Source organism: Sporacetigenium mesophilum DSM 16796, from assembly GCF_059569055.1.
In genome coordinates this window covers 96976-121065 of record NZ_JCANUR010000008.1, presented here as the reverse complement: position 1 = coordinate 121065, position 24090 = coordinate 96976, and the positions used below count along the sequence as shown (strand labels likewise).

Genomic DNA, 24090 nt, shown 5'->3' with positions numbered 1-24090 from the left:
ATAGATTTTCCTGTGGACATAGAAATTTATAAAGAAAATTATTCAATAAACGGTCATAAGAATAGAATAAATATTACCTTAAATATAAAAAATGGATTTGATAATAATACAAATAATATAATATACTATGAACTTAGTACTATAATACCATTGATGATAAACCTAGACCCCTTGGAAAATAATATATCTACCTTATCAAAGTATATTTTAACAAAAGAATTTAGAAATGAAAAAAGTCGTTGAAAAATCAACGACTTTTTAAAATGGCGGAGAAGGAGGGATTTGAACCCTCGCGCCCCTTGCGAGACCTACTCCCTTAGCAGGGGAGCCTCTTCAGCCACTTGAGTACTTCTCCATATTTTTTACTACATGGATTATAATATCATGTATATATCTATATGTCAATATCATAAAATCTGTTTTTAATAAGGAGTTTCAATTTTAATATAGAATATATAAATATAGATTGATAATGGTGCCTGTGTATTATCCAAACTTTTTAAGTAGGACTATTGGGGATTTTGTTAATACTTTTGGGCATAACTTGAATAACTTTTCAAAAGTTTGTGATATTTTAGAGTATATTAAAGGGCTATGGTTTAAACCATAACCCTTTAATATTACATATGTTTTTTAGCTTCCATTAACATTTCATTAGCTTTTTTCATATATTCTATTGCTTCTTGTATGTAATTTGCTGTTTCTTCTTTACCTATGTTTTTGGCTTTTTCTACCCATTCTGTAAATCCTTCTTCATGAGATTCATTGTGGTTTACCCAATGAACTAATAATATTTTTAAAGTCTTTTCGTCCTTATTTTCGCTTGATTCTCCATGAGAATGATGATGGCTATGATCGTGATCATGGTCATGTCCATGATGATATCTTAATATTTCTTTTGAAAACATCATTATAATTCCCCCTTATTATTTTATATTGAATTCTTTTTTTATAAGTTTTATAGCATCTTTTATTAATAAAACAACAGGCTTATTTTCAATACCTACGATTTCAATATTTTCAGGCATTATAGGTAAAAATATCTTAAAAGCCTCACTATCAGATACAGCTTCACTTATTTTACACGTTACCTCACCCATCATAGAGTTCGGAATTATTACAGATATAGGTGAAACTATGATATTTGCTTTTTTGGAAGATACAACTATGGCATTTTCTCCTGTTGCACCTTTGTTAGCATGTGCCTTCATCATAGCACTTGTCGCAATAGAGTTAGTTCCAAGTGCATATATATCTATATATGAAGGTAGTTCTTCTCTTAAACACGATACTATTTGAGAACCTAATCCTCCACCCATACCATCTATAACTGCTATAACCATAAGTTATCCCTCTATTATTATTATTTTTTTTCTTCTATTATTATTTTATGATCCATAAGTCTTATCTCTTTTATTTGTCCATCTATTATCTTTTGTTCTCCTAATAAATCTGTTAAGTACACTTTACCATCTTCAGGTAACATATTAATAACATTTTCCATAACCTTTTCTAGTCCTTCTTCTCTTATTACATAAGCAGCTGATTCACACATATAAAAACCCCCTAATATTATTTATGTATATTTTAACATATATCGAAAAAACAAAAAAGATTCCCTTAAGGATATTTCAATATCCTTAAAGAAATCTTCATGATTTCATTTATATAATATATGTTATTTTATATAGTTTAAGTATACCATCTTTGTTAATATATGGTCAATGAATTTTATATATTTATATATGCTACAATATATCCTTTACCGTTGGAAATTCTTCAATATTAGTATGAGGTAAAAAGCACGCCGAAATAAATTCATCCATATATGTTGGATAGACACTTAGTTCTACATAAGTCATCTGATTTCCTATCTCTTCTAGCTTATTTCTAGCATCTTCACTCACTAATGTTAAGTATGATCCCACAAGCGAACTATTTCCTATATACATAAACTTTTCTCTATCGATATCAGGAAGTAATCCTATTAAAATAGATCTTTCTATATCTAGGCTATTTCCTATACCTCCAGCTATATATAATTTATCTATAATACTAAAGTCCAAACCTAGACTTTTTATTAAGGTAGAAGCTCCAGAATAAACAGCCCCTTTAGCTCTTATAAAATTATCTATATCTACTTCAGTTATAGTTATATCCCCTTCTATATGATACTCATCTTTAAAAGCAAGTACATATTCTCCTATATCATGTTCATCAAATCTAATTCTATTATTGTTTAGATTTTTATTTATTTTTCCTCTTCTATCTATAACACCTTTTAACATCATTTCAGCTATTAAATCTATTATCCCTGAACCACATATTCCTATAGGCACTCCATCCCCTATAACTTTTAATATTGGCTTTAGATCTTCTTCTATACTAACTTTTTCTATAGCTCCAGTTGAAGCGCGCATTCCACAACTTATCTCCCCACCTTCAAAGGCTGGCCCTGCAGAACAAGCACAAGTCATGAGATAATCTTTGTTTCCAAATACTATTTCACCATTTGTTCCTAAATCTATAAATAATACATTTTCATCATTTGTCCATATACCAGAGGCCAACACCCCTGCCGTTATATCTCCTCCAACATAACTTGCAACAGAAGGCGATAAATATATGAATGTATCAGGATTTACATTTAATCCCAGTTCTGATGCTTTAACTATAGATGACTTTAAAAAAGCCGGTATATATGGCTCTCTTCTTAAATAATCTGGATATACACCCAAAAACAAGTGAGACATAGTTGTGTTTCCGGATGCAACAAATGCCATTATTTCATCTTTTGTAATTTTAGTTTCAGAATATATATTATCTAAAAGACAATTTATAGTTTCATCTATTATTGATTTATTTAAAATATCTAAACCATCTTTTTTTGTTGAATATATTATTCTGTTTATAACATCAGCACCATACCTCATTTGTGCATTGCCTGATGACGATTTAGCTATTATTTCTCCTGTATTTAAATCAACTAAACATACAACTACAGATGTAGTACCTATATCAACAGCTACGCCATATAGTCTATTACTTGTATCTCCCATTTCTATATTAACTATAGTCGTTTTAGTTCCTCTAGGTATATGAGTCAAAGTAACTTTAAAATCACCTTCTCTTAATACCCTAGGTAATTTTCTAAGCAATTGTAATCTGCAATTAACCTGTTCATATCCTAAGCTATTTCTTAAGTATCTTTTTAATCTATCATAATCTGATATATTATCATCTAGAGTTGGTCCATCAAATTCTATATAATCTTTTCTTACATATGACTTAAATTCCATATTATTTTCTACAATAAAATCTTTTGCTCTTTTGAATATAGCCTTATCTTTTTCACTTGAAAGTCCTTCTATCTTCATTTCATGCATAGATGTAGACAATTGAGAAGGTATTTCTATTTCTATATCTTCTTTTACTTTTGCATTGCATGCTAATATATATCCATTTTCCCATTCTTCATCTTTTATATGCAGGGTTTTTTCAGTATTAACATTGCCTTTTAATAGTTTAACTTTACATTTACCACAGGCTATACTTCCATTACAAGGTGCATCAATAAATATATTTGCTTTACGTGCAACTTCTAATAAATTTTCGCCTGTTTCACAAGAAACTACTATATTCTGCGGTATAAATTTAATTTTAGCCATTAGTCTCCCTCCAAAAACAAATCCCCAGGCATAAATATCCCGGGGAAGTGAACTTTACTCTAGGTTACTTTCATAATTATCAGCATCTAATAAATCATCTAATTCACTTTCATCAGATAATTTAACTTTTATTATCCATGCGTCATATGCATCTTCATTTATATATTCAGGTTCATCTTCTAGTTTTTCATTTATTTCTATTACTTCACCAGATATAGGAGCTATTAAATCAGAAGCCACTTTTGAAGATTCTACTACACCAAATTCATCATCCTTAGTTATGTCATCTCCAACTTCTGGCATCTCAACAAATAGGATTTCTCCTAATTGTTCTTGAGCATAGTCACTTATTCCTATAAATGCTATATCTCCTTGAACTTTTACCCAAGTATGTTTACTACTATATTTTAAACTAGCTATTGTTTTCATATCGCTTCCTCCTTGGTGTACTTATACTACATTACAGCTTCTAAAACTAATGCTGGGTGGCCTTTTTCTTCTAAGAATGCTAATACCTCTTCAGATTCTATAGCTATAGTTTCATCACAAATCATATCTACAAAATTTTCTATTCCGTATATTTCTTTAACTGTAGCATTTAACTTTTCGCCTACATAATCTTTTAATTCCTTTGGCATCCAAACTATTCTTTGTGGTCCGCCTTCAGCATAAGCAAACTTTTTAGAAGAAATAAAGTATCTTCCATGACCCATGAACCCTGGAGTTTGAACTCCACCACCTGTCATAGATGCAAGCTCACCAAATTTCATCCCAAGAGGAGTCATACCTGCATGCTCTCTGTTAACTATAACAAATCCATTTGCTTCTGGCATTATACCGCATATACATTCGAAGCATCCACAAGAAGTCATAGGATCTTCTAGTATAGAATATAATGTAACTCTTTCAACAGCTCCTTGAGATATAGAACTTACTGTTTCATTAACACTTTCCCATACGCCTTTAAGATCATCTTCACAATGTCCTTTTTCTATTGGCTGGCATGGACCTGTTGGATCTAATTCTTTAGTAGCTTTAGCATCTAACCAGCTAACTGCACCACAAAGGCCAAGTCTTTCTGGAGTTACTACACATACATGAGCTGGAGCAAATGATTGACATAAGTTACAAGAGTAGAAAGTATCTACACTTTCATCCGTTAAGTTAGCTAACCTTTCATCCCTTGAAGTGTATCTACTCATAGCATGTTTTTCTCTTAACTGAGTTACTAAAGCTGGATCAGTTACTATAGTAACTTGACACTTATCAACTACTGAATCAAATTCGTCTAACATCTTAGCATATAATACCTCACCTATGTGATTTAATCTAAATCCTTTTTCATAAGCATCTTTTCCTATTCTTACCCAAGTCATATCTCTTTGTCCAACGTGCATTACACCTTCTATATAGTTTAAGAAGTAGTGAAGACGTCTTTCAAGAACCGGTTCAAAATCATCTTGCATGCTTTTACCAGCAACTTCAACTATAACAGCTAGTGGTAGTTTTCCAGGAACATTTTCTATTGTATCTATATCTGGTCCTATAACCTCTATCTTATGATCTTCTATCTCCGCTAACTCTCTTCTTACTACTAATTCCCAAGCTTCTGTTTTTCCTCCACCGAATTCAGCAAACATATCGTCTTTTCTAATTCTTTCACCTTCAAATGCTGCAGCAAAAGAAACTGGTATTGGAAGTTCTGTAACTTTTATTTTTATTCCTCTAGCTTCAAGAGAAGTAGAGACAAATTTATCATAATCTCTTTGAGTTAATAATCTAGTTGGAACTTCAAATACTTCTTGATCAGTTATAACTGGGAATCCTAGTGCTATAGCACCAGCTCCAGCAGATACTACTAATTCGCTTAAAGGTCCAAATGCATTTACAAATGCTGGAACTCTTTTTTCTGTGTATTCTAATAATCCTGCTAAGTTACCTGGCTCAAGAGCACCAAATATTAATGCAGCTCTTACAGCAACAGATACAACGTGAATTACAGAAGTAACATCATATCCTAAAGGTATAACTCTTAGTTCTAGACCCATTTTAACATCAGCCTCTATAGCTTGATCTATAACCTTACCTACTAAGAATGTTAATAATCCCTTAGATTGATAGTCTTTTATAACTTTAGAAGCAGTAGCAGCATCTGGGCATTCTCCAAGTACAACTGCAACACCTGGTATATCTCCAGTAACTAATGGTACTCCTAGGGATCTTATTATTGGGTCAGATATATGGCCTGCACATGGAGCTTCATATGGAGTTTCCATTGTAGAATATTTTATAGCTTCTATAACTTCAGCCGCAACTGCTGTAGCTAATCCTGAATTTAGAGCATTTTCTAGTAGATGCTTTTTTACAATTAGACTTTCAACTACACCTAGTGCAGCTTCTAAATCACCTAATGTATTCATTTTGTTTCCTGTAGCTGCATATATAACTGGAAGTGAATATGCAGTATCAGGGAAAGCAACTTTATGATCTTTACCATGTTTTTCTATTTCTTGGTTTAAATAACCTCTAGCAGCATCCAGTGCTTGTTGTGATCCTGTAAATATAATATTATATAAGTTCACTGTAGTATCCCCCTTTAAATTTTTTATACATTAAATGCAAATCCACCTTCATTTAATTCTAAATATGAATCTGCATATAATGAAGCCCCTCTTATGATATCGCAAGATTTTATAGTATTCATTAATTCTATATCACATGGATTTATTATTGCTGAGCTAAATCCATTAGACATAGCCATAGCTAAAAATGCACTATCTAAAACTGGTCTTACATTTTTAGGAGCACCATTTGATACATTTGATAATCCTCCTGTTGTTTTAAGACCCATTTCAGTCATCATTCTTATAGCTTCTAATACTTCCATTTGTTTTTCTTGCATTCCTTTTATAACTAAACATAATGGGTCAAATAACATATCTTCAGGTTCTAATCCTGCCATTAAGCCTCTTTCTAATAATTCTTGGCAATAAGCCATACGCTCATCGTTATCTCTTGGTATACCTTCTTTAGCACATAAAGCTATAACCATAGCTCCATATTCTCCCGCTAAATCTATTAAATCTATTCTTCCACCTGCATCAGCAGAGTTTATTATTGCTTTTCCATGTTCGTTGTTGTAAACTTTAAGACCAGCTTCTATAGCTTTTCTATTCGCTGTATCTAAAGCTAATGGAACATTGTTAAATTCCCTTTGAAGTAATTGAACTCCCCATGCCATCAATTCTTCTCCGTCTCTTTCTGCTGGCCCTATATTGAAATCTATATAATGAGCTCCAGCTTCTAATTGTTCTTTAGCTCTTTTTAGTATTGGTTGTGGGTCTCTTTCCGCTAATGCAGTTCTTATTACTGGTGAAATACAGTGAATTCTTTCACCTATTATCATAAACTTTTCCATATTATAGTTCCCCCTTATTTATTTCTATTTAAGCCTGAGACATAGCAGCTTCTGATTTTAAGCTCATTTCTCTTAAGAATTTTGGTAATTCCATAGATTCTTCAGTTCCTATAACAACATTCCAACCTGGTAAATTATCTTCTATATCACCTTTAAGAACAGCAACTTTGCCTGGTATTATTAGGTTTCTATTCTTAGTCATGTCTGCAACTCCGCTTTCTTTTATAAACTTAGATATACTATTTCCTCCAAATTTACCTGCAGCCCATGCAGTAAGAACTGAATATCCACCTGCATCTGGTATAGCTAACCATACCGGTACTTTGGATCTTTCTATTTCGCCAGCTATTATGAAGTAAGTTAATGCAAAGTCAACAGTTACTAAAACTGGAGAATTTTCATCTGGATTATTTATTGGATATATCTTAGGTTCAACTCTCATTGGTCTTTGTGGATCAGTATATATATTTTGTCTTAAAGCAAATAATGGTAATGCTCTAGCAAAATCTATATCATTTAATACAACTATAGAACCATATTTAACTATAAATACAGAAGATAATGCTATTTCCATCATCTTATCATCGTTAGATAATTGATTAACGAATATTATCGAAGGGTATCCAAATGTTCTATCTTGTTCTTTAAGTGATATTCTTCTCATTTGAATTGCATTAGCAAATGTATCTTTTATTGATTTATTTCCAGAATCTAATATTAATTCCTTATATCCTAACTTTTGTATATTTTCAACAGTAGAATATAATTCTTCTAAATTATCACCTTTAACACCTAGTGCTATTTTATCATTTTTAACTATTTCAACCATTTGAGCATAGTTATCTTTGTTTGCCCCATATAATATTGGATTAGTTTCTTTTACTAATTCTACTGATTCTTTGGCAACTTCCACATCTTCACATATTAGCATGTATACAAGATTTAATTGGCTTTCTTTAACTTTATTTATTAAGTTTAAGTAAGAATCTTTATTTCCATTGTATTTTAAAGCTGCTATTTCTACTTTCATTTCTTCCCCTATTCTTATGTAGTTAACAGCTTTTATATTTTCTATTTTGTTATTTATTTCTTCGTCGCTCATATTATCACAGAATTCAACAGCAAATCTATTTCTGTTTACTAGGGTTTTTTCATGTCTAAATAATACAGTTTCCCCACCTAGTTCATATGAAGCTATATCGTTTCCTACTTTAACAGCTTTCATAAGTGGAGCTGTTGCAGCAGATAATTGATTTAGAGCATCATCAGACATATGAGGACATTTAGAAACTTCTACAGCACCAGATGCAACCTTCATACAAAATGCCATACAAGTTGGGAATCCACAATCCTTACAGTTTTTCTTTGGTGTTAATTTAAATATATCTAAAGCTTTTAATGCCATATCTTTTTCCCCCTAACCTTATGTATTATGATAATTCACTTACTAAATTTTTTATAGTTTCTACTGATTTTGGATGACGTAATACTATAGCATTAGCTCCACCTACTAGTACACTTGCAGCAGTTGAAACTTCCATAGCAATTCCTCTTTCTTCTTGACAACCCCATTCTGGTACATCTTCTACGGTCGCTACAGATTCCTTAACATTCCAGGTTTCAAAAGAAACTGGAGTTATTATAGGCATTTGTAAAGTTTTATCATTTTGAGTAAATGCTGCAAGCCTTATTCTATCCATAGTAGATGCAACATACTCATATCCATATCCTACAGCTGAGCATCCAACGTTCATAACAATATTCTCAGATTTAACCCCTAATTGTGTTAATAATACGTTTAGTTGTTTAGCTAAGTTTATATCAACTGAAGATTCTGCACCAACTTTGTGGTCATACGCCATACCAGCAGAAGCTCCTACAGCTTTATAATTTTCCTCTACAGCTGACATGAATAAACAGTTATATCCATCTACAGCAGCAGTAACTTTTTCAAATAATTTTGAGTCTTTATCAATATTCCCAGAACCAGCTATAACAAGTGGTAAACTTACAACTTCAGCTATAGATTTAGCTACTTGTGAGCATTCCTCAGGAGTTTTATCTAATCCAGCAGGATCAGCTCCTTCTAGCTTTAAGCATATAAAATCTGGTTTTATATTTTCTTCTATATATTTAGCCCATTCTACTGGATTACTAGCAACATCTTTATATATATCCTTTAAAGAATCCGTCCAGTTTTCTGGATAAACATCTAACATTTCTACTCCAATTTTTTGTGTGTTACCAGTTGAACCATCAAAGCTATAGAATGGAAGAACTTCTTCTCCTCCTAATTTTATAGCTTTTTCTCCTTTTCCTACTTCTACTTCTGATATCTTACCAGAGTACTTTTGAACAGACATTTTGAATGGCATCTCATTTCTCCCCCTTAAGCCTATTATATTTCTAGTTTTGATATTATTTCTTTTATAGCTATCTTTGCCTTTGATTCTTCAGGCATTTTCACTAATGGTATACCAGATGAATCATATTCATATATCATTTCATCTTGTGGTACTATTCCTATTAAATCGAGGTTTTGTATACCTATTTCTTCTTTTATTCCATCACTTAAAACCCCATTTGGAACCTTATTTACTATTAAATGCATATTCCCTATGCTAAGGTTTAATTCCTTAGCTAGATCTTTTATTCTTCCTACAGCTTGAATACTTCTTCTTGAACAGTCACTTACAAGTAAAAGAGTATCTATATGTTTTGTAGTTTTTCTACTTAAATGTTCCATGCCTGCTTCGTTATCTATAACTAGATATTTATAACTATCTGAAAGGGAGTCTGTTTGTTCTCTTAATACTCCATTTACATAACAGTAACATCCTTCTCCTTCAGATCTTCCCATAACTATTAAATCGAATCCATTACCTTCTACTAAAGAAGTATTTAATCTATATTTAAGATACTGAGCCTTGGTCATACCACCCGGAAATGAATTACCTTGTTTTTCTCTCTTGCTTACTTCTTCTCTTATTTGTCCTATAGTATTATCTACTTCCACACCTAATACTTCATTTATATTTGCATTAGCATCAGCATCTACTACTAATATAGGACCTTCTTTTGCAGATGTTAGTTGGTTAATTAAAAGTCCTGTTAAACTTGTTTTACCAGTACCACCTTTTCCTGCTACTGCTATTGTATATCCCATAAGCTTTTCCCCCTTGTGTTATATAAAACAGGCTTTTAAAAACCTCTGTCTTATGCTTTAGCTAATTTTGAATTAACTGAGTGAACACATTCTCCATGTACATCATGTAAAGCTTCCATTATACCTTCTGATAAAGTTGGATGTGCATGTATAACATCTCCTACTTGCTCTACTGTTAATCCTAAGTGAACTGCTAAAGATAACTCTGTTAATAAATCTGTTGCATGAGGACCTACTATAGAAGCTCCTATTATTTTATCTTCTTTGTCAGCTAATATTTTTATAAATCCTTGGAATTGTCCTATAGCTTGAGCTTTGCCTAATCCTCTGAAGTCAAATTGACCTATATTATATTCTATTTCATCTAACTTTAGTTGCTTTTCAGTAACACCAACAGCTGCTACTTCTGGCTCAGTATACACACATCTTGGTATAGAAGTATAATTTACAGATTTATTTTTTCCAATAGCATTCTCAGCAGCCACCATACCTTCTTTAGAAGCTACATGTGCTAAAAACGGACTATTAACTATATCTCCTATAGCATAAATTCCCTCTACACTAGTTTCCATTTTTTCATTTATAACTATTTTTCCTCTTTCTATATCTATACCCAGTTCTTCTACTCCTAATTTATCAAGGAAAGGTTTTCTACCTACGGAAACAAGAGCCATCTCTGCCTCTATCTTTTTACCATTTGACAAACTAGCAACTACTTTTTCGTCAATTATTTCACAATTATCTATCTTAGTATCTGTTAATACTTTAATTTTATCTTTTTTAAATTGTCTTTGCAACTGTTTTGCAACATCTTTATCCTCGAATGGTAATATTTGGTCAAACATCTCCACAATTGTAACTTCAGTTCCTAAAGCTCTAAAAAATTGACCAAATTCACAGCCTATAACTCCTCCACCTATTATAAGTAGTGACTTTGGAAGATTATCTAAATATAATGCTTCATCACTAGTTATAACCTTTTTTCCGTCATATGGAAATATAGGCGGTATAACAGGAACTGAACCAGTAGCTAATATTATTTTATCAGCTTCTACTATTTCATAAGTTCCATCTTCTTTACTTACTTCTATTGTGTTTTTATTAACTAACTTTCCAAATCCATTTATTAATTTAACACCTTTTTTTTCAAATAAAAACTCTATACCTTTAACTAGCTGATCTACTACTTTGTCTTTTCTTGACATAATAGCATTAAAGTCAGGATTTATATCCCCTTCTATTTTTATTCCAAAGTTTTTTGCTTCTCTTATTCCCATTAATAATGAAGAAGAAGCAAGCAATGCCTTAGTAGGTATACATCCAACATTTAAACATGTTCCACCTACTTTTTTCTTTTCTATAACTGTAACATCCGCACCAAGCATAGCAGCTTTTATAGCAGCTACATATCCCCCTGGACCTCCACCTATTACCGCTACTCTCATTCCTATTTCCCCCCGTCATTTTTCACAAAATGTTTAAATATGTACTATATTGGATAAAATACAAATGAATTAATTATTTTAAAACCTATATTAATATTTTGACACTATTCAGTTATTTCCTTCTTATAATTGAGCTGCATCTAATATTGCTGGCACATTTTCTTCAGCACCTATTGCCATTACATGAACTCCATCACAAAGACCTTCTTCTTTTAATTGCTGTATGAATTCTCCTGCTATTTTTATACCTTCTTGAGCCCAATTTTCTGTTCCTACAGATTTCATTCTTTCTATTACTTCATCAGGAACATATACACCTGGTACGTTTGCATTCATAAATTTAGCCATTCCAGGAGATTTTAATGGAATTATGCCGGCCAATATTTTAGCATCTAAGTGATTAGTTTTGTCTCTAAATTCTCTCATAGTTTCTATATCAAATATAGCTTGTGTTTGGAAGAACTTTGCTCCAGCTTTCATTTTCTTTTCCATTTTTAATATTTGCAATTCAACTGGCGCATACCTTGGAGTAACTGATGCTCCTAAGTAAAATTCTGGACTTCCTTTTAATTCATTTCCAACCATATCTTTTCCGTCCATTAATGTAGTTGCTACTTGTAATATACCTACACAATCTAAATCAAATACCGGTCTCGCTTGTGGATGATCTCCAACAATTGTATGATCTCCAGTTAATGCCAACATATTATTTATTCCAAATACCCCAGCTGATATTAATTCTCCTTGAATAGCTATTCTATTTCTATCTCTTCCTGTTATTTGAAGTACAGGTTCTAAACCTTCATCTTTTAATATCTTGCAAGTAGCCAGTGATGTAGCTCTCATTACTGCTGATTGAAAGTCCGTAACGTTTACCCCATGAACTCTTCCTTTTATTGCTCTTGCGCATTCTACTAAATGAGCGAAATCCGTTCCCTTAGGAGGTGCCATTTCAGCTGTTATTGCAAATTGCCCGTTTTCTAAGGCTTGTTTTAATAAGCTCATTTGAAAAATCCCCCTTTTACCTTCTATTAAGCATTAGCTATTTCTTCTTTTTTCTTTAAGCTTAAACTTCTTGGATTTATAGATTTTTGGAAGTTTTTAGGCTCTCTTATAGCTGTTAAATTTTCCAGTAGTCCTAAATCCTTTAATTTTTCATATATCATTATCCATGCACAATCATTTTCCGAACTCACTTCACACTTTCCATCTTTTGCTCCACCACATGCTCCATTTAATAACCCCTTAGCGCACATAGTTACTGGACATATACCTCCAGTCCATCCTAATTCACATTCTCCACATGCTCTGCAAGCTTCTTCGTATTCTCCAACTCTTTTAACTTCACCTATGAATAAAGTATTATTAGATGGATAAACTGGTACTTTAACATTTTTAACTACAGTTTGAGTCCCATCTCCACAGGCTAAAGAAAGTATAGCATCGGCATCTTTTAATTCAGTCTTAAGCTCTTTTAAATCTTTTTTGACTTTTAATAAATTACATGAAGGTCCGAAGACCTTCATACCTAGAACTTGCTTTCCGTTAGTTTCTAGTAATTCTTTCATTTCTTCTAATTGTTCTTGTCCACCCACTTTACAAGTAGTAGCACACTCTGAACAGCCAGTTAATATTACTTTATTAGATTCTTTTAAATAACCTAATACTTCTTCTAAAGGTTTTTTTTCAGAAATTACCATCTCTATCCCACCTTAGTTACTTTATATTGTTTTGCAACTTACATGCTTTAACAACATGCTTAGCTAGTATTGATGTTGTAACTGATCCTACCCCCGCTGGAACCGGCGTTATCATAGATACTTTTTCAACTACAGAATTTGTATCTACATCTCCACATAATTTACCTTCTTCATCTACATTTATTCCAACATCTATTACTACTGCACCTTCTTTTATATATTCTTCTTTTACCATTTTTGCTCTACCTACTGCAGCAACTAATACATCTGCTTCGCTAGTTACTTTTGGTAAATCCTTAGTTTTAGAATGGCATATAGTAACTGTTGCATTTTCATTTAATAATAACATCGCAGCTGGTTTTCCAACTACCATTGATCTTCCTAGTACTGCAACTTTTGCTCCATTTAAATCAACATTGTAGTGTTTTAGTATTTCAACTACCGCTGTTGGAGTACATGGTGGAAATCCTGTTTTATCTCCTTCCATGATCTTAGCAGCATTAAGTGGGCTAAAACAATCAACATCTTTCTCTGGAGCTATAACATATTTTATAGATTCTTCATCTAATTGTTTTGGAAGGGGTCTAAAGCATAGTATTCCATTTATACTTTCATCATCATTTATTCTTTTTAATTCATTTATATAATCTTCTTGAGTTATATTTTCGTCTAACTCTATTACATCAGTTGTTATTCCTACAGATTCGCATCTTTTCAACGCTCCTCTTTCATAAGCTAGATCATCACTTCTAGCACCTACTCTAACTATAGCTAACTTTGGGTTTATACCCTTTTCCTTTAATTCACTAATATCTTTTATTAAGTTTTCACTTATTTGATCAGCAACCGGCTTTCCTTTTATTATTTGGCCCATGTGTTAATCTCCGTTCGTTAATTTTTTATCTATATAAAATAAAAGAAATTATCAATAATTTCTTTTATGATTTTACTTTCCTAGCATTCTTTCTACTTCACTATATACTTCATCAGCTATTTTTACGCCTTCTGTAACTAAGTTAGTAACTTCAGTTTTTACATTACGTACATATTCTTCATCTTTTATTGAGTTTATATTGATTATAACATTTAATTCTCCACTAAGAATGGCTGCTCTTAAACATTGAACCCCTACACCGACATCACTTATAGCAAGTTTAGACCCTTTGTCAACTAATGCTTCATGTAGTTTAATAGAGTCATAACATGTTCTTACTATTTTTATAGGTACTTCACAAGCTAATTTTAGTGCATTTTCCATAGTTTCTTCTTTTATCTTCTTCTCTTCATCTGTATTAGAAGGAAGCCCATAAGCTTTAGATAACGGAAGAAAGCCTTCTGCATCTTTATCTATCATATCAAGTAAATCTTTTTGTATTTTCTCAGCTTGAAATAATATTTCTTTTACATCGTCCTCATATTGAGCATATTTTTTCTTGCCTATTGTTAAATTACATACCATACTGCCTAAAGCCATTCCTACAGAACCTACTAAAGCAGCTGCACCACCACCACCTGGTACAGCTGCTTTAGAGGCAAGGATATCAATAAATTCTATAGAATTTTTTTCTATTAATTTCATTGCCTTGACCCCCTAAAGCTTATTTGATTGTTTTTTATTTAAATATTAGAATAATCCTCTTATTAATCCATTCTCATCTACATCTATTTTTTCAGCAGATGGAACCTTTGGTAATCCTGGCATTTTCATTATTTCTCCTGTAAGGGCAACTATAAATCCTGCTCCTGCAGATACTGTTAATTGTCTTACAGTTACTCTAAATCCAGTTGGTCTTCCTAATTTAGTTGGGTCATCACTTAAAGAATATTGAGTTTTTGCCATGCATATTGGTAAATTGCCAAATCCTAATTTCTCTAAGTTTTGAATTTCTTTTTCTGCTGTTGCAGTAAAGTCAACTCCATCTGCACCATATATTTTAGTAGCTATAGCATTTATTTTTTCTTTTATGCTCATATCTTCTTCATAGCAGAATCTGAAGTCTTTTTTGTCTTCTTCTATTAATCTTATTACTTCTTTAGCTACAGCTTCTCCACCTTCTCCACCTTTAGCCCAAACTTCAGATAATGCAACATTAACACCTAGTTCTTTACACTTATCTTCTACTAATTTAAGTTCAGCTTCAGTATCAAGTGGGAATCTGTTTATTGCAACAACAGCAGGTAATCCAAATACCGTTGTTATATTTTCAACGTGCTTTAATAAGTTAGGAAGTCCATTTTCTAAAGCTTCTAAGTTTTCATCATTTAATTTATCTTTAGCAACTCCACCGTTATATTTTAACGCTCTTATTGTAGCTACTATTATAACAGCATCTGGGCTTAATCCAGCTTTTCTACATTTTATATCTAGGAATTTTTCAGCACCTAAATCAGCGCCAAATCCACCTTCAGTAACTACATAATCAGCAAAGTGCATTGCCATTTTAGTAGCTATAACTGAGTTACATCCATGTGCTATATTTGCAAATGGTCCACCATGAATAAATGCTGGTGTTCCTTCTAATGTTTGAACTAAATTTGGTTTTAGAGCATCCTTAAGTAATGCAGCCATAGCTCCTTGAGCATTTAACTGCTTAGCTGTTACTGGTTCACCACTATATGTATAACCTACTATCATATTTCCTAGTTTTTCTTTTAAGTCAGTTATGTCGTTTGCCAAACAAAATGCAGCCATTACTTCTGAAGCAACAGTTATATCAAATCCGTCTTCTCTTGGCATTCCATGTGCTTTTCCACCTAATCCATTAGTAACATTTCTTAATTGTCTATCATTCATATCAACACATCTTCTCCAAGTTATCTTTCTTGGATCTATGCCTAGACTATTCCCTTGGTGAATATGGTTGTCTATCATAGCAGCTAATAAGTTGTTAGCAGCTCCTATAGCATGGAAATCTCCTGTAAAGTGTAAATTTATATCTTCCATAGGAACAACTTGAGCATAACCTCCACCTGCTGCTCCTCCTTTAACACCAAATACTGGACCTAAAGATGGTTCTCTAAGTGCAACTAATGTTTTATTTCCTAATCTTGATAATGCATCTGAAACACCTATAGTAGTTGTTGTTTTACCTTCTCCAGCTGGAGTTGGATTTATTGCTGATACTAATATTAATTTAGATTTTTTGCCACCATTATCTCTTTTTAATAAATTATAATCTACCTTAGCTTTATACTTTCCATATAGCTCTATATCATCTTCAGTTAAATTTAATTTACCTGCTATATTTCTTATGTCTTGTAACGTTGCTTCTTGAGCTATTTCTATATCACTTTTGAATCCCATTTTAAAAATCCCCCTTAATTAATTTGTCCTTAATAATATGTATTTCGTTTATTGCATTTATATTACTATCGTATGGAGATTTATTTGACCTATCGGAATCTATAATTCCCTGATTATAGTGAATATACCCTAATAATTCACTTTTTTCAACGTTTTTCATTATAAAATGTTCATCTTCTTCATTTCTTATTTTATTCCCAACGACTAAAACTTTCTTTACACCTATATCTTCGCCTAATTTTTTTACTTTCCTATATGTTTGTAAACTTCTTTCCCCGGGTTCTACTACTACTATAAAAGCATCTACCCCTTGAGCCGTTCCTCTACCTAAATGCTCTATTCCCGCTTCCATATCCATTACTACAACATCTTTATTTTGTAATATTAAATGAGATGTAAGTCTCTTTAATAATACATGTTCCGGACAAACGCAACCTGATCCCCCTGAATCCACAGTTCCCATTGTAAGAAGTTTTACTTTATTATATTCTTTACAGTATTTTTCTGGTATATCATCTACCTTTGGGTTCATTCTAAACATTTTTCCAAAGCTTCCTGCATCAGCAGCAGTTCTTTCAGAAACTAAATTCTTCATTTCTGATATTGGAACTATAGAGTCAGAAATTTCTTTAGGAAATCCTAATGCTAATGCTAAGTTAGCATCAGGATCTGCATCAACAGCCACAACTCTATATCCATCATCAGCAAACAACCTTGATAACATCGATGAAAAAGTAGTTTTACCTACTCCACCTTTACCAGTTATAGCTATTTTCATTAGTATCACCCTTTGTCTTAGTCTTATTGTATATTAAGCTTTTGTTGTTGCAGCTTCTAAAGCTTCTTCAACTTCTACATCTTCTTTATTGTTCATTCTTTCAATAACTAAATTTTCAAAGTTAACACGTTTTTCTTCTATTCTATCAATTATCATTTTAGCTAGTTCTTGTGGGTTTTCATTTACAAAAGCTCTAGCTCCAACCTTTTCTTCTGCTCCAGTAGTTAAAGCATTTAATACTTTTTGAGATCCGCTTATTGGAGGCATAACTCCTAAGAATGTATCTACACCTGAAGATATAACATAAGTTGCTATACCAACAGCTTTTTCAGACATCCATTCTGGAGCAACTCCAGCAACTGGTAAGTCACACATATCCATATCTAAGAATTCAGCTGTAGCTCCAACTAATTCTAGTATACGGCTTATATCTACACAAGATCCCATATGAAGTACTGGTGGTATATCTACTAGTTCACAAACTGTAGCTAATCCTTTGCCAGCTAAACTTCTAGCTTCTTTTGTCATCAGACCAGCTTTGGCAGCAGCCTGTGCAGCACATCCAGTAGTTACAACTATTATATCATTCTTTATTAATTCTTTCATTATCCCTATATGGCCTTCATCTGCTTTATTTTTAGGGTTGTTACATCCTACTATACCTACAGCACCTCTTAATACCCCTGCTTTTAAGCAGTCTGCTAATGGTTTAACTGTTCCTGGTACGTCTGTTTGAGAGTTAACTACTCTATTTAATTGATTTATTATAGCGTCAATACTATATCCTACTATGGCACTTGACTTCATTTCAGGTATCATTATCTTAGAGTTATCTCTGTTTTTGAAGTTTAATATAGCTTCTCTTACTATTTTCTTAGCATCTTCATATGCCGTATGTTCATTAAATTCTATATGATTAGCTCCTTCTATTTTAGCTTTAGGAGAAGTCGTTATTAATTTAGTATGATAGCAATCTTGTAACTTAGCTAATGCCGGGAATATACATTGTACGTCAACTATAACAGCCTCAACAGCACCTGTAAGTATTGCTAATTCTTGTTGGTGGAAGTTACCAGCTATTTTAACACCATGTCTCATAGTAACCTCATTACCTGTACAACACATACCAGCTAAGTTTATACCTTCAGCACCAACTTCTTTAGCTAAAGCTACTAATTCTGAATCTTCTGAAGCTAATACTATCATCTCTGATAAAGTCGGTTCATGACCATGTAACACTATGTTAATTTTATTTTCTTCAAGCACCCCTAAGTTAGCTTCTGTTGTTCTAGGTGTTGGAGTTCCAAATAAGATATCACTTATATGAGTACCCATCATAGAACCACCCCATCCATTGGCCAAAGATGTTCTCATAGACATATGTATTAAGCTTTCCACTTCAGAAGTACATCCTATATGAGTGGAGTGCATTATTGTAGCGATTTCTCTATCTATAGCTCTTGGAAGTATATTATTTTTTTCCCAAACTTCTTGTCTTTTCTTTGGAGCTCTCTTAACCATATTTTGTATTCCAAAAGGCTTACCAAAGTCCTCTAGTGCCATTTTAGCTACTTCTTTAGATAAAACATATGTTTCTTTACCTTCTGTCTCTATTCCCCAAGATTTAGCTAATTGTCTTAATTTAGCTTCATCTTTTACTTGATAATTCCCTTCTGGACTTGCATCATATAAAGTATAAGCTAAATCTCTTGCATGATCAGAGTGAGCAGAAACCCCCGCTGCTACCATTCTTGCAAAATTTCTAGCTACTATTGTATCTGCATCAGCTCCACATATACCCCTAGGAGTTTTCGGAGTTATTCTACATGGTCCCATGTGACATATTCTACAGCAAGTTCCTTGTAATCCAAATCCACAAGAAGCCTTCATAGCAGCTTTTCTGTCAAACATAGTTTCTACACCTTCATTTTGAGCTTTAACTAATAGCTCTTGGGTAGCTGTGTCAATTGACATTAATTTTTCATCCATTTTTTATCCCCCTTATTTAACCTTCTCTTCTCTTAAATTATATGTATGATAGTTAAATTTAAGACAATGTTTTTTCATCTTTTATGGTAATTTTTTACTTATTAATTTGATTATAACATATAAAAATATAAAAAAAAGGGTTTTTTAACTGTGTAATATAATTTTTATGTTAAAAAACCCCTTGCTTTTTAATTATGCATTTCTCTAAATGTTCAGAATATTTTATCGGACCTTTCTGTCGAAGTGTGTTTTTAGAAAAACTTTGTTAAATATTAAACCTAATTTTTTTCTAATACTTTTCTTTCTATATTTTTTCCTATCTCAAAAGCTTTAATATTTATATCTATAAACTTTTCTTTAACATTTTCTTTAATAGATTTGTACCAATCTACTTCCTGTATATTTAAAGCCTTAACTATAGTCCCTAGCATTATTATATTTTGAACTTTGATATTTCCTAATTTAATGGCTTCTTCAGCTGCATTTATACTTATTACATTTTCTAAATTTTCTTCTAACTTTTCTATTACACCTTCTGGATATACTTCTTTTCCAGATAATACTGTTGCTGATGGTATTTTGTAGTCGTTTATTACTAGTATTCCATCAGGCTTTAAGTATTCTAAGTATCTTAAAGCTTCAAGTCTTTCAAAAGCTATTATAACATCAGCTTGTCCTTTTCCTATTATAGGGGAATACACCTTTTCTCCATATCTTACTTGAGTAGTAACGCTGCCCCCTCTTTGAGCCATACCATGCACTTCTGACATTTTTACATCATATCCTGCATCTACTAATCCAGAAGATAATATCTTAGATGCAAGTATTATCCCCTGTCCACCTACACCTACTAACAATACATTTTTCACATTATTCATACTTATTCACCTACTCTTTCTATAGCATCAAATGGACATATTTGTTCACATACAGAACATCCTACACATGAATTTTGATCTATTTTACTCTTTCCTTCAAAAGATATAGCTGGACATCCGCACTTTAAGCACATCTTACAACTCTTACACTTGTCTGCCGCTACACTAAATTTCTTAGGAGTTAAATCAAATGATCTTTTATCATGTTCTGTCATTTGCTTAAGAACACAAGGCCACTGAGTTACTATAACACTCGGTTCTGATGATGATAATGCGTTATCTAAAGCGTCATTAGTTTCTTTTAAATTTAGAGGGTTTATAACTTGTATATTTTTGATTCCTATAACTTCACAAAGTTTTGGTATATCTATCATATTAGCGACTTCTCCCATTAACGTATATCCTGTACCTGGGTTTTGTTGATGACCTGTCATACCTGTGATTCTATTATCTAATATAATAGTTACCGAATTACCTCTATTGTAAGCTACATCTACTAAACTATTAATACCTGAGTGGAAGAATGTGGAATCCCCTATAACAGATACAACTTTTTTGTCTACATTATTAACATTAAATGCCTTTTGAGCCCCGTGGCCTGAACTTATAGATGCTCCCATACATATACAAGTATCCATAGCATTTAATGGTTCAGCAGAACCTAACGTATAACAACCTATATCACCTGTAATCATAACATTTTTCTTTTTAGATAATGCATAGAATAATCCTCTATGAGGGCATCCTGCACATAAAGTAGGCGGTCTAGATATAACTTCTGATTTTAATAAATCTAGGTTTTCTATTGTTTTATTTTCTCTACGTAATAAAGTTTCAGCAACTATATCTGGATTTAGCTCTCCTATATTAGGTATTTGACTTTTACCTATGCAATCTATACCCATAGCTTTTAATTGTTCTTCTATATATGGTTCTAATTCTTCTATTACATACAATGTCTTTACTTTTGTTGAGAAATCTTTTATTTTTTCAAATGGAAGCGGGTGAGTGAATCCTAGTTTTAAGTATGACACATCATCTCCGAAAACTTCTTTAGCATATTGATAAGCTACACCTGATGATATAACACCTATTTCGCTATTATTTAACTCCATAGTATTCAGTGGAGAATTGTTACTATATTCTTCTAATTTCTTTAGTTTATCTTCAACTACTACGTGCAGTTTTTTTGCATTTGCTGGTGTTGCTACGAACTTAGTTATATTTTTACTATATGGATTTATTGTTTTATCTTCTCTGTTTCCTAGTTCTACTACTGTTTTTGAATGACATATTCTTGTTGTAAGTCTATATAATACTGGAACATCAAACTCTTCAGATATATCAAATGCTACTTTTATAAAATCTTTTGCTTCTTGGCTATCACTTGGCTCAATCATAGCTATTTTGGCAAATTTAGCATAATATCTATTATCTTGTTCATTTTGAGATGAATGTAGTCCAGGATCATCAGCTGATATTAATACAAATCCACCATTTACACCTGTATAACCATAAGTCATAAGTGGATCTGCTGCCACGTTTACCCCAACGTGCTTCATTGCAGCTAAAGATCTTGCCCCTGCTATAGATGCTCCTATTGCAACTTCCATTGCTACTTTTTCATTTGGCGCCCACTCTGAATATATATTTTCTTTATAATCAACCATATTTTCTAGTATTTCAGTAGACGGAGTACCGGGATATGCTGCCGCTACAGTTCCCCCTGCTTCATAAAATCCTCTGGCAACTGCTTCGTTACCAGTCATAAGTAATTTCATAATATTATCCCCCTAATTTATTATTTATTAATTATTGTTATACATTTCATTGGCTACTAATGCACCATAAGCTATTGAATATAATTTTGATTCATGACTGTCAGCTCTTGATACTAGTACTACAGGAGCCTTTGCCCCCATAATTATTCCTGCAGATTTAGCATTTGCCATATATGTAAGTGCTTTTCCTATTCCATTTCCAACTTCTATTGTCGGAACTAATAATATATCTACATCCCCACTTACATTACTTTCAAACTTTTTAACCTCTGCAGATTCTTTAGAAACTGCCAAATCAAAAGCCAAAGGCCCCTCTACAATAACGCTTTCTCCAAATATACCTTGTTTTCCTGCTTGTGCTAACTTGTCCGCATCTACAGTTGATTCCATCTTAGTACTTACTTTTTCTTTAGCCGCTAAACATGCTACCTTTATAGTATCTAACTCTAAAGATTTTGCTGCTTGTATTGAATTCATAAGTATTTTCTCTTTTTGTTCATAAGTTGGAGCTATATTCATACCACCGTCTGTTAATATTAACAGCTTATGATATGCTGGCATTTCATATATCATAACGTGACTTAATAAACTATTTGTTCTTAAACCATATTCTTTATCAAGTACTGACTTTAATAATATTGATGTATCTAATAGCCCTTTCATTACAAAATCTGCTTTTTTGTCTGCAACTAATTTTACAGCAGTTTTTGCGCTTTCTTCTAAGCTGTCTGTTCCTATAATTTCTATGCCATCTAGTGATATTCCTAGTTCATTTGCTATTATTTTTATTTTTTCTATGTCACCTACTAATATAGGCTCTATTATATCTTCTTTCTTTGCATCAAATACTGCATGTAATACTTCTTTGTCTTCTGCCGCAGCTACTGCTAATTTCATTTTCGCGTCATTTTTCAACTTGCTCATTATATCATCTAATTTTTTTATCACGTGAATTCCCCCTTAAAAGTCATTTTTTAAAATTTGTAATATTTTTAATTTAACCACAATAATATATTACACTTTTTGTCCATATTTTGGAACAAAATTTCTATAACTTAATATATTATTTATAGAATAAATAAATTAATCAATGAATATAATGTAAATTTATGAATATACGGAGGAAATACAACATGATCATAAATGCATTTAAGGACCTTAGTCCTATTATACAAGCCCTCTGTGCAACCCTATTTACATGGGGGGTAACTGCTCTTGGAGCATCCTTAGTTTTCTTCTTTAAATCTGTAAATAGAAAGGTATTAGATGGAATGATGGGATTTGCTGCAGGTGTTATGATAGCTGCAAGCTTTTGGTCTCTTCTTTCACCTGCTATAGAAATGTCTGAACAAACTTCAATCGCACCATGGATTCCTCCTGCTATAGGTTTTTTATCTGGCGGATTATTCTTGTGGGGAGTTGATAAAATTATTCCTCATTTACACGTTGGCTTTGATAAACCAGAAGGAGTTAAAAGTGGATTTCACAGAAGTATATTATTGGTTTTGGCTATAACCTTACACAACATACCTGAAGGTTTAGCCGTTGGAGTTGCCTTTGGAGCTGTGGCGGCAAATCTTCCATCAGCTTCATTACCTGGAGCTATTGCTCTTGCTATAGGTATAGGTCTTCAAAATTTCCCTGAAGGTGCTGCTGTTTCAATGCCTTTGAGACGCGAAGGGTTTTCTAGAAGAAAAAGCTTTTTTTATGGTCAGGCTTCAGGGATGGTCGAGCCTATTGCAGGTGTTCTAGGCGCACTTGCAGTTATATATATGCAGGCAATTCTTCCTTATGCATTATCTTTTGCTGCAGGAGCTATGATATATGTAGTTGTAGAAGAGCTTATTCCAGAATCACAACTTGCTAAAAATACAGACTTGGCAACTATTTGGACTTTAGTTGGCTTTACTATTATGATGATATTAGACGTTGCATTAGGATAGTAATACAAAATTCGCTTTGC

General features: G+C 32.5%; 23 protein-coding genes and 1 tRNA gene. 2 read left to right on the top strand and 22 right to left on the bottom strand.

Annotated features, from left to right (window positions below; translation table 11 throughout):
- The coding region (locus BS62_RS08565; RefSeq protein ID WP_496490848.1) for a hypothetical protein at window positions 1-243 on the top strand (243 nt) is incomplete at its 5' end.
- 21 nt (window positions 244-264) lie between these two features.
- On the opposite strand, the gene BS62_RS08560 is transcribed toward BS62_RS08565, so the two are convergent.
- From BS62_RS08560 to BS62_RS08455, 22 genes are all read right to left on the bottom strand, one after another.
- A tRNA-Ser gene (locus tag BS62_RS08560) sits at window positions 265-355 on the bottom strand.
- Between the two features lie 265 nt (window positions 356-620).
- Window positions 621-911, bottom strand: a complete 291-nt coding sequence (locus tag BS62_RS08555) for a DUF8180 domain-containing protein (protein ID WP_496490847.1) — start codon at window positions 909-911, stop codon at window positions 621-623.
- Window positions 912-926: 15 nt separating this feature from the next.
- The gene (locus BS62_RS08550) at window positions 927-1343 is read right to left on the bottom strand and encodes a DUF3842 family protein (protein WP_496490846.1); all 417 of its coding nucleotides are present in this window, start codon (window positions 1341-1343) and stop codon (window positions 927-929) included.
- 20 nt (window positions 1344-1363) lie between these two features.
- A complete protein-coding gene (locus BS62_RS08545) occupies window positions 1364-1555 on the bottom strand; it encodes a CooT family nickel-binding protein (protein WP_496490845.1) in 192 nt (63 codons plus the stop codon).
- A gap of 193 nt (window positions 1556-1748) precedes the next feature.
- Entirely contained in the window at window positions 1749-3668 is a 1920-nt protein-coding gene (gene acsV / locus BS62_RS08540) for a corrinoid activation/regeneration protein AcsV (RefSeq protein WP_496490844.1), read from the bottom strand.
- A 54-nt stretch (window positions 3669-3722) separates the two neighbouring features.
- Entirely contained in the window at window positions 3723-4097 is a 375-nt protein-coding gene (gene gcvH / locus BS62_RS08535; protein ID WP_496490843.1) for a glycine cleavage system protein GcvH, read from the bottom strand.
- A gap of 26 nt (window positions 4098-4123) precedes the next feature.
- Complete coding sequence (acsB, locus tag BS62_RS08530; protein WP_496490842.1) at window positions 4124-6250, bottom strand: acetyl-CoA decarbonylase/synthase complex subunit alpha/beta; 2127 nt, start codon at window positions 6248-6250, stop codon at window positions 4124-4126.
- Between the two features lie 23 nt (window positions 6251-6273).
- On the bottom strand, window positions 6274-7086 hold the full coding sequence (gene acsE, locus BS62_RS08525) for a carbon monoxide dehydrogenase/acetyl-CoA synthase methytransferase subunit (protein ID WP_496490841.1): 813 nt from the start codon (window positions 7084-7086) through the stop codon (window positions 6274-6276).
- 28 nt (window positions 7087-7114) lie between these two features.
- Window positions 7115-8491: an acetyl-CoA decarbonylase/synthase complex subunit gamma gene (gene acsC, locus BS62_RS08520; RefSeq protein ID WP_496490840.1), complete on the bottom strand. Its 1377-nt coding sequence runs from the start codon at window positions 8489-8491 to the stop codon at window positions 7115-7117.
- Window positions 8492-8516: 25 nt separating this feature from the next.
- Window positions 8517-9461: an acetyl-CoA decarbonylase/synthase complex subunit delta gene (gene acsD / locus BS62_RS08515; protein WP_496490839.1), complete on the bottom strand. Its 945-nt coding sequence runs from the start codon at window positions 9459-9461 to the stop codon at window positions 8517-8519.
- 23 nt (window positions 9462-9484) lie between these two features.
- Window positions 9485-10252 carry an ATP-binding protein gene (locus BS62_RS08510; protein WP_496490838.1) on the bottom strand — a complete coding sequence of 256 codons (768 nt, stop codon included), beginning with the start codon at window positions 10250-10252 and terminating at the stop codon, window positions 9485-9487.
- A 50-nt stretch (window positions 10253-10302) separates the two neighbouring features.
- The gene (lpdA, locus tag BS62_RS08505) at window positions 10303-11697 is read right to left on the bottom strand and encodes a dihydrolipoyl dehydrogenase (protein WP_496490837.1); all 1395 of its coding nucleotides are present in this window, start codon (window positions 11695-11697) and stop codon (window positions 10303-10305) included.
- Between the two features lie 123 nt (window positions 11698-11820).
- Window positions 11821-12702, bottom strand: a complete 882-nt coding sequence (locus tag BS62_RS08500) for a methylenetetrahydrofolate reductase (protein WP_496490836.1) — start codon at window positions 12700-12702, stop codon at window positions 11821-11823.
- A gap of 26 nt (window positions 12703-12728) precedes the next feature.
- Window positions 12729-13397 (bottom strand): methylenetetrahydrofolate reductase C-terminal domain-containing protein, encoded by a 669-nt coding sequence (locus BS62_RS08495; RefSeq protein ID WP_496490835.1) that lies wholly within the window; start codon window positions 13395-13397, stop codon window positions 12729-12731.
- Window positions 13398-13413: 16 nt separating this feature from the next.
- Entirely contained in the window at window positions 13414-14271 is an 858-nt protein-coding gene (locus BS62_RS08490; protein ID WP_496490834.1) for a bifunctional 5,10-methylenetetrahydrofolate dehydrogenase/5,10-methenyltetrahydrofolate cyclohydrolase, read from the bottom strand.
- Window positions 14272-14343: 72 nt separating this feature from the next.
- Complete coding sequence (locus BS62_RS08485; RefSeq protein ID WP_496490833.1) at window positions 14344-14976, bottom strand: cyclodeaminase/cyclohydrolase family protein; 633 nt, start codon at window positions 14974-14976, stop codon at window positions 14344-14346.
- Window positions 14977-15021: 45 nt separating this feature from the next.
- Window positions 15022-16701, bottom strand: a complete 1680-nt coding sequence (locus BS62_RS08480) for a formate--tetrahydrofolate ligase (protein WP_496490832.1) — start codon at window positions 16699-16701, stop codon at window positions 15022-15024.
- Window position 16702: 1 nt separating this feature from the next.
- On the bottom strand, window positions 16703-17479 hold the full coding sequence (locus BS62_RS08475) for an ATP-binding protein (RefSeq protein WP_496490831.1): 777 nt from the start codon (window positions 17477-17479) through the stop codon (window positions 16703-16705).
- A 33-nt stretch (window positions 17480-17512) separates the two neighbouring features.
- Window positions 17513-19468, bottom strand: coding sequence for an anaerobic carbon-monoxide dehydrogenase catalytic subunit (cooS, locus tag BS62_RS08470; protein ID WP_496490830.1), 1956 nt, complete (start codon window positions 19466-19468; stop codon window positions 17513-17515).
- Between the two features lie 278 nt (window positions 19469-19746).
- Window positions 19747-20346 carry an indolepyruvate oxidoreductase subunit beta gene (locus tag BS62_RS08465; protein ID WP_496490829.1) on the bottom strand — a complete coding sequence of 200 codons (600 nt, stop codon included), beginning with the start codon at window positions 20344-20346 and terminating at the stop codon, window positions 19747-19749.
- A gap of 2 nt (window positions 20347-20348) precedes the next feature.
- Window positions 20349-22127, bottom strand: coding sequence for an indolepyruvate ferredoxin oxidoreductase subunit alpha (gene iorA, locus BS62_RS08460; RefSeq protein WP_496490828.1), 1779 nt, complete (start codon window positions 22125-22127; stop codon window positions 20349-20351).
- 27 nt (window positions 22128-22154) lie between these two features.
- Window positions 22155-23075, bottom strand: a complete 921-nt coding sequence (locus BS62_RS08455; protein ID WP_496490827.1) for a bifunctional enoyl-CoA hydratase/phosphate acetyltransferase — start codon at window positions 23073-23075, stop codon at window positions 22155-22157.
- 185 nt (window positions 23076-23260) lie between these two features.
- Here BS62_RS08455 and BS62_RS08450 point away from each other — a divergent pair, with 185 nt between their 5' ends.
- A complete protein-coding gene (locus BS62_RS08450) occupies window positions 23261-24070 on the top strand; it encodes a ZIP family metal transporter (RefSeq protein ID WP_496490826.1) in 810 nt (269 codons plus the stop codon).
- The last annotated feature ends 20 nt before the right edge of the window (window positions 24071-24090 follow it).

What these genes read in the sequence shown, in the direction of transcription:
- gcvH (WP_496490843.1), bottom strand. Translation starts at nt 4,097, where the DNA reads ATGAAAACAATAGCTAGTTTAAAATATAGTAGTAAACATACTTGGGTA.
- BS62_RS08475 (WP_496490831.1), bottom strand. Translation starts at nt 17,479, where the DNA reads ATGAAAATAGCTATAACTGGTAAAGGTGGAGTAGGTAAAACTACTTTT.
- acsC (WP_496490840.1), bottom strand. Translation starts at nt 8,491, where the DNA reads ATGGCATTAAAAGCTTTAGATATATTTAAATTAACACCAAAGAAAAAC.
- BS62_RS08485 (WP_496490833.1), bottom strand. Translation starts at nt 14,976, where the DNA reads ATGAAATTAATAGAAAAAAATTCTATAGAATTTATTGATATCCTTGCC.
- BS62_RS08490 (WP_496490834.1), bottom strand. Translation starts at nt 14,271, where the DNA reads ATGGGCCAAATAATAAAAGGAAAGCCGGTTGCTGATCAAATAAGTGAA.
- iorA (WP_496490828.1), bottom strand. Translation starts at nt 22,127, where the DNA reads ATGAAATTACTTATGACTGGTAACGAAGCAGTTGCCAGAGGATTTTAT.
- acsD (WP_496490839.1), bottom strand. Translation starts at nt 9,461, where the DNA reads ATGCCATTCAAAATGTCTGTTCAAAAGTACTCTGGTAAGATATCAGAA.
- BS62_RS08450 (WP_496490826.1), top strand. Translation starts at nt 23,261, where the DNA reads ATGATCATAAATGCATTTAAGGACCTTAGTCCTATTATACAAGCCCTC.
- BS62_RS08510 (WP_496490838.1), bottom strand. Translation starts at nt 10,252, where the DNA reads ATGGGATATACAATAGCAGTAGCAGGAAAAGGTGGTACTGGTAAAACA.
- BS62_RS08550 (WP_496490846.1), bottom strand. Translation starts at nt 1,343, where the DNA reads ATGGTTATAGCAGTTATAGATGGTATGGGTGGAGGATTAGGTTCTCAA.
- lpdA (WP_496490837.1), bottom strand. Translation starts at nt 11,697, where the DNA reads ATGAGAGTAGCGGTAATAGGTGGAGGTCCAGGGGGATATGTAGCTGCT.
- BS62_RS08555 (WP_496490847.1), bottom strand. Translation starts at nt 911, where the DNA reads ATGATGTTTTCAAAAGAAATATTAAGATATCATCATGGACATGACCAT.
- acsE (WP_496490841.1), bottom strand. Translation starts at nt 7,086, where the DNA reads ATGGAAAAGTTTATGATAATAGGTGAAAGAATTCACTGTATTTCACCA.
- BS62_RS08480 (WP_496490832.1), bottom strand. Translation starts at nt 16,701, where the DNA reads ATGGGATTCAAAAGTGATATAGAAATAGCTCAAGAAGCAACGTTACAA.
- BS62_RS08500 (WP_496490836.1), bottom strand. Translation starts at nt 12,702, where the DNA reads ATGAGCTTATTAAAACAAGCCTTAGAAAACGGGCAATTTGCAATAACA.
- cooS (WP_496490830.1), bottom strand. Translation starts at nt 19,468, where the DNA reads ATGGATGAAAAATTAATGTCAATTGACACAGCTACCCAAGAGCTATTA.
- acsV (WP_496490844.1), bottom strand. Translation starts at nt 3,668, where the DNA reads ATGGCTAAAATTAAATTTATACCGCAGAATATAGTAGTTTCTTGTGAA.
- BS62_RS08465 (WP_496490829.1), bottom strand. Translation starts at nt 20,346, where the DNA reads ATGAATAATGTGAAAAATGTATTGTTAGTAGGTGTAGGTGGACAGGGG.
- BS62_RS08545 (WP_496490845.1), bottom strand. Translation starts at nt 1,555, where the DNA reads ATGTGTGAATCAGCTGCTTATGTAATAAGAGAAGAAGGACTAGAAAAG.
- BS62_RS08495 (WP_496490835.1), bottom strand. Translation starts at nt 13,397, where the DNA reads ATGGTAATTTCTGAAAAAAAACCTTTAGAAGAAGTATTAGGTTATTTA.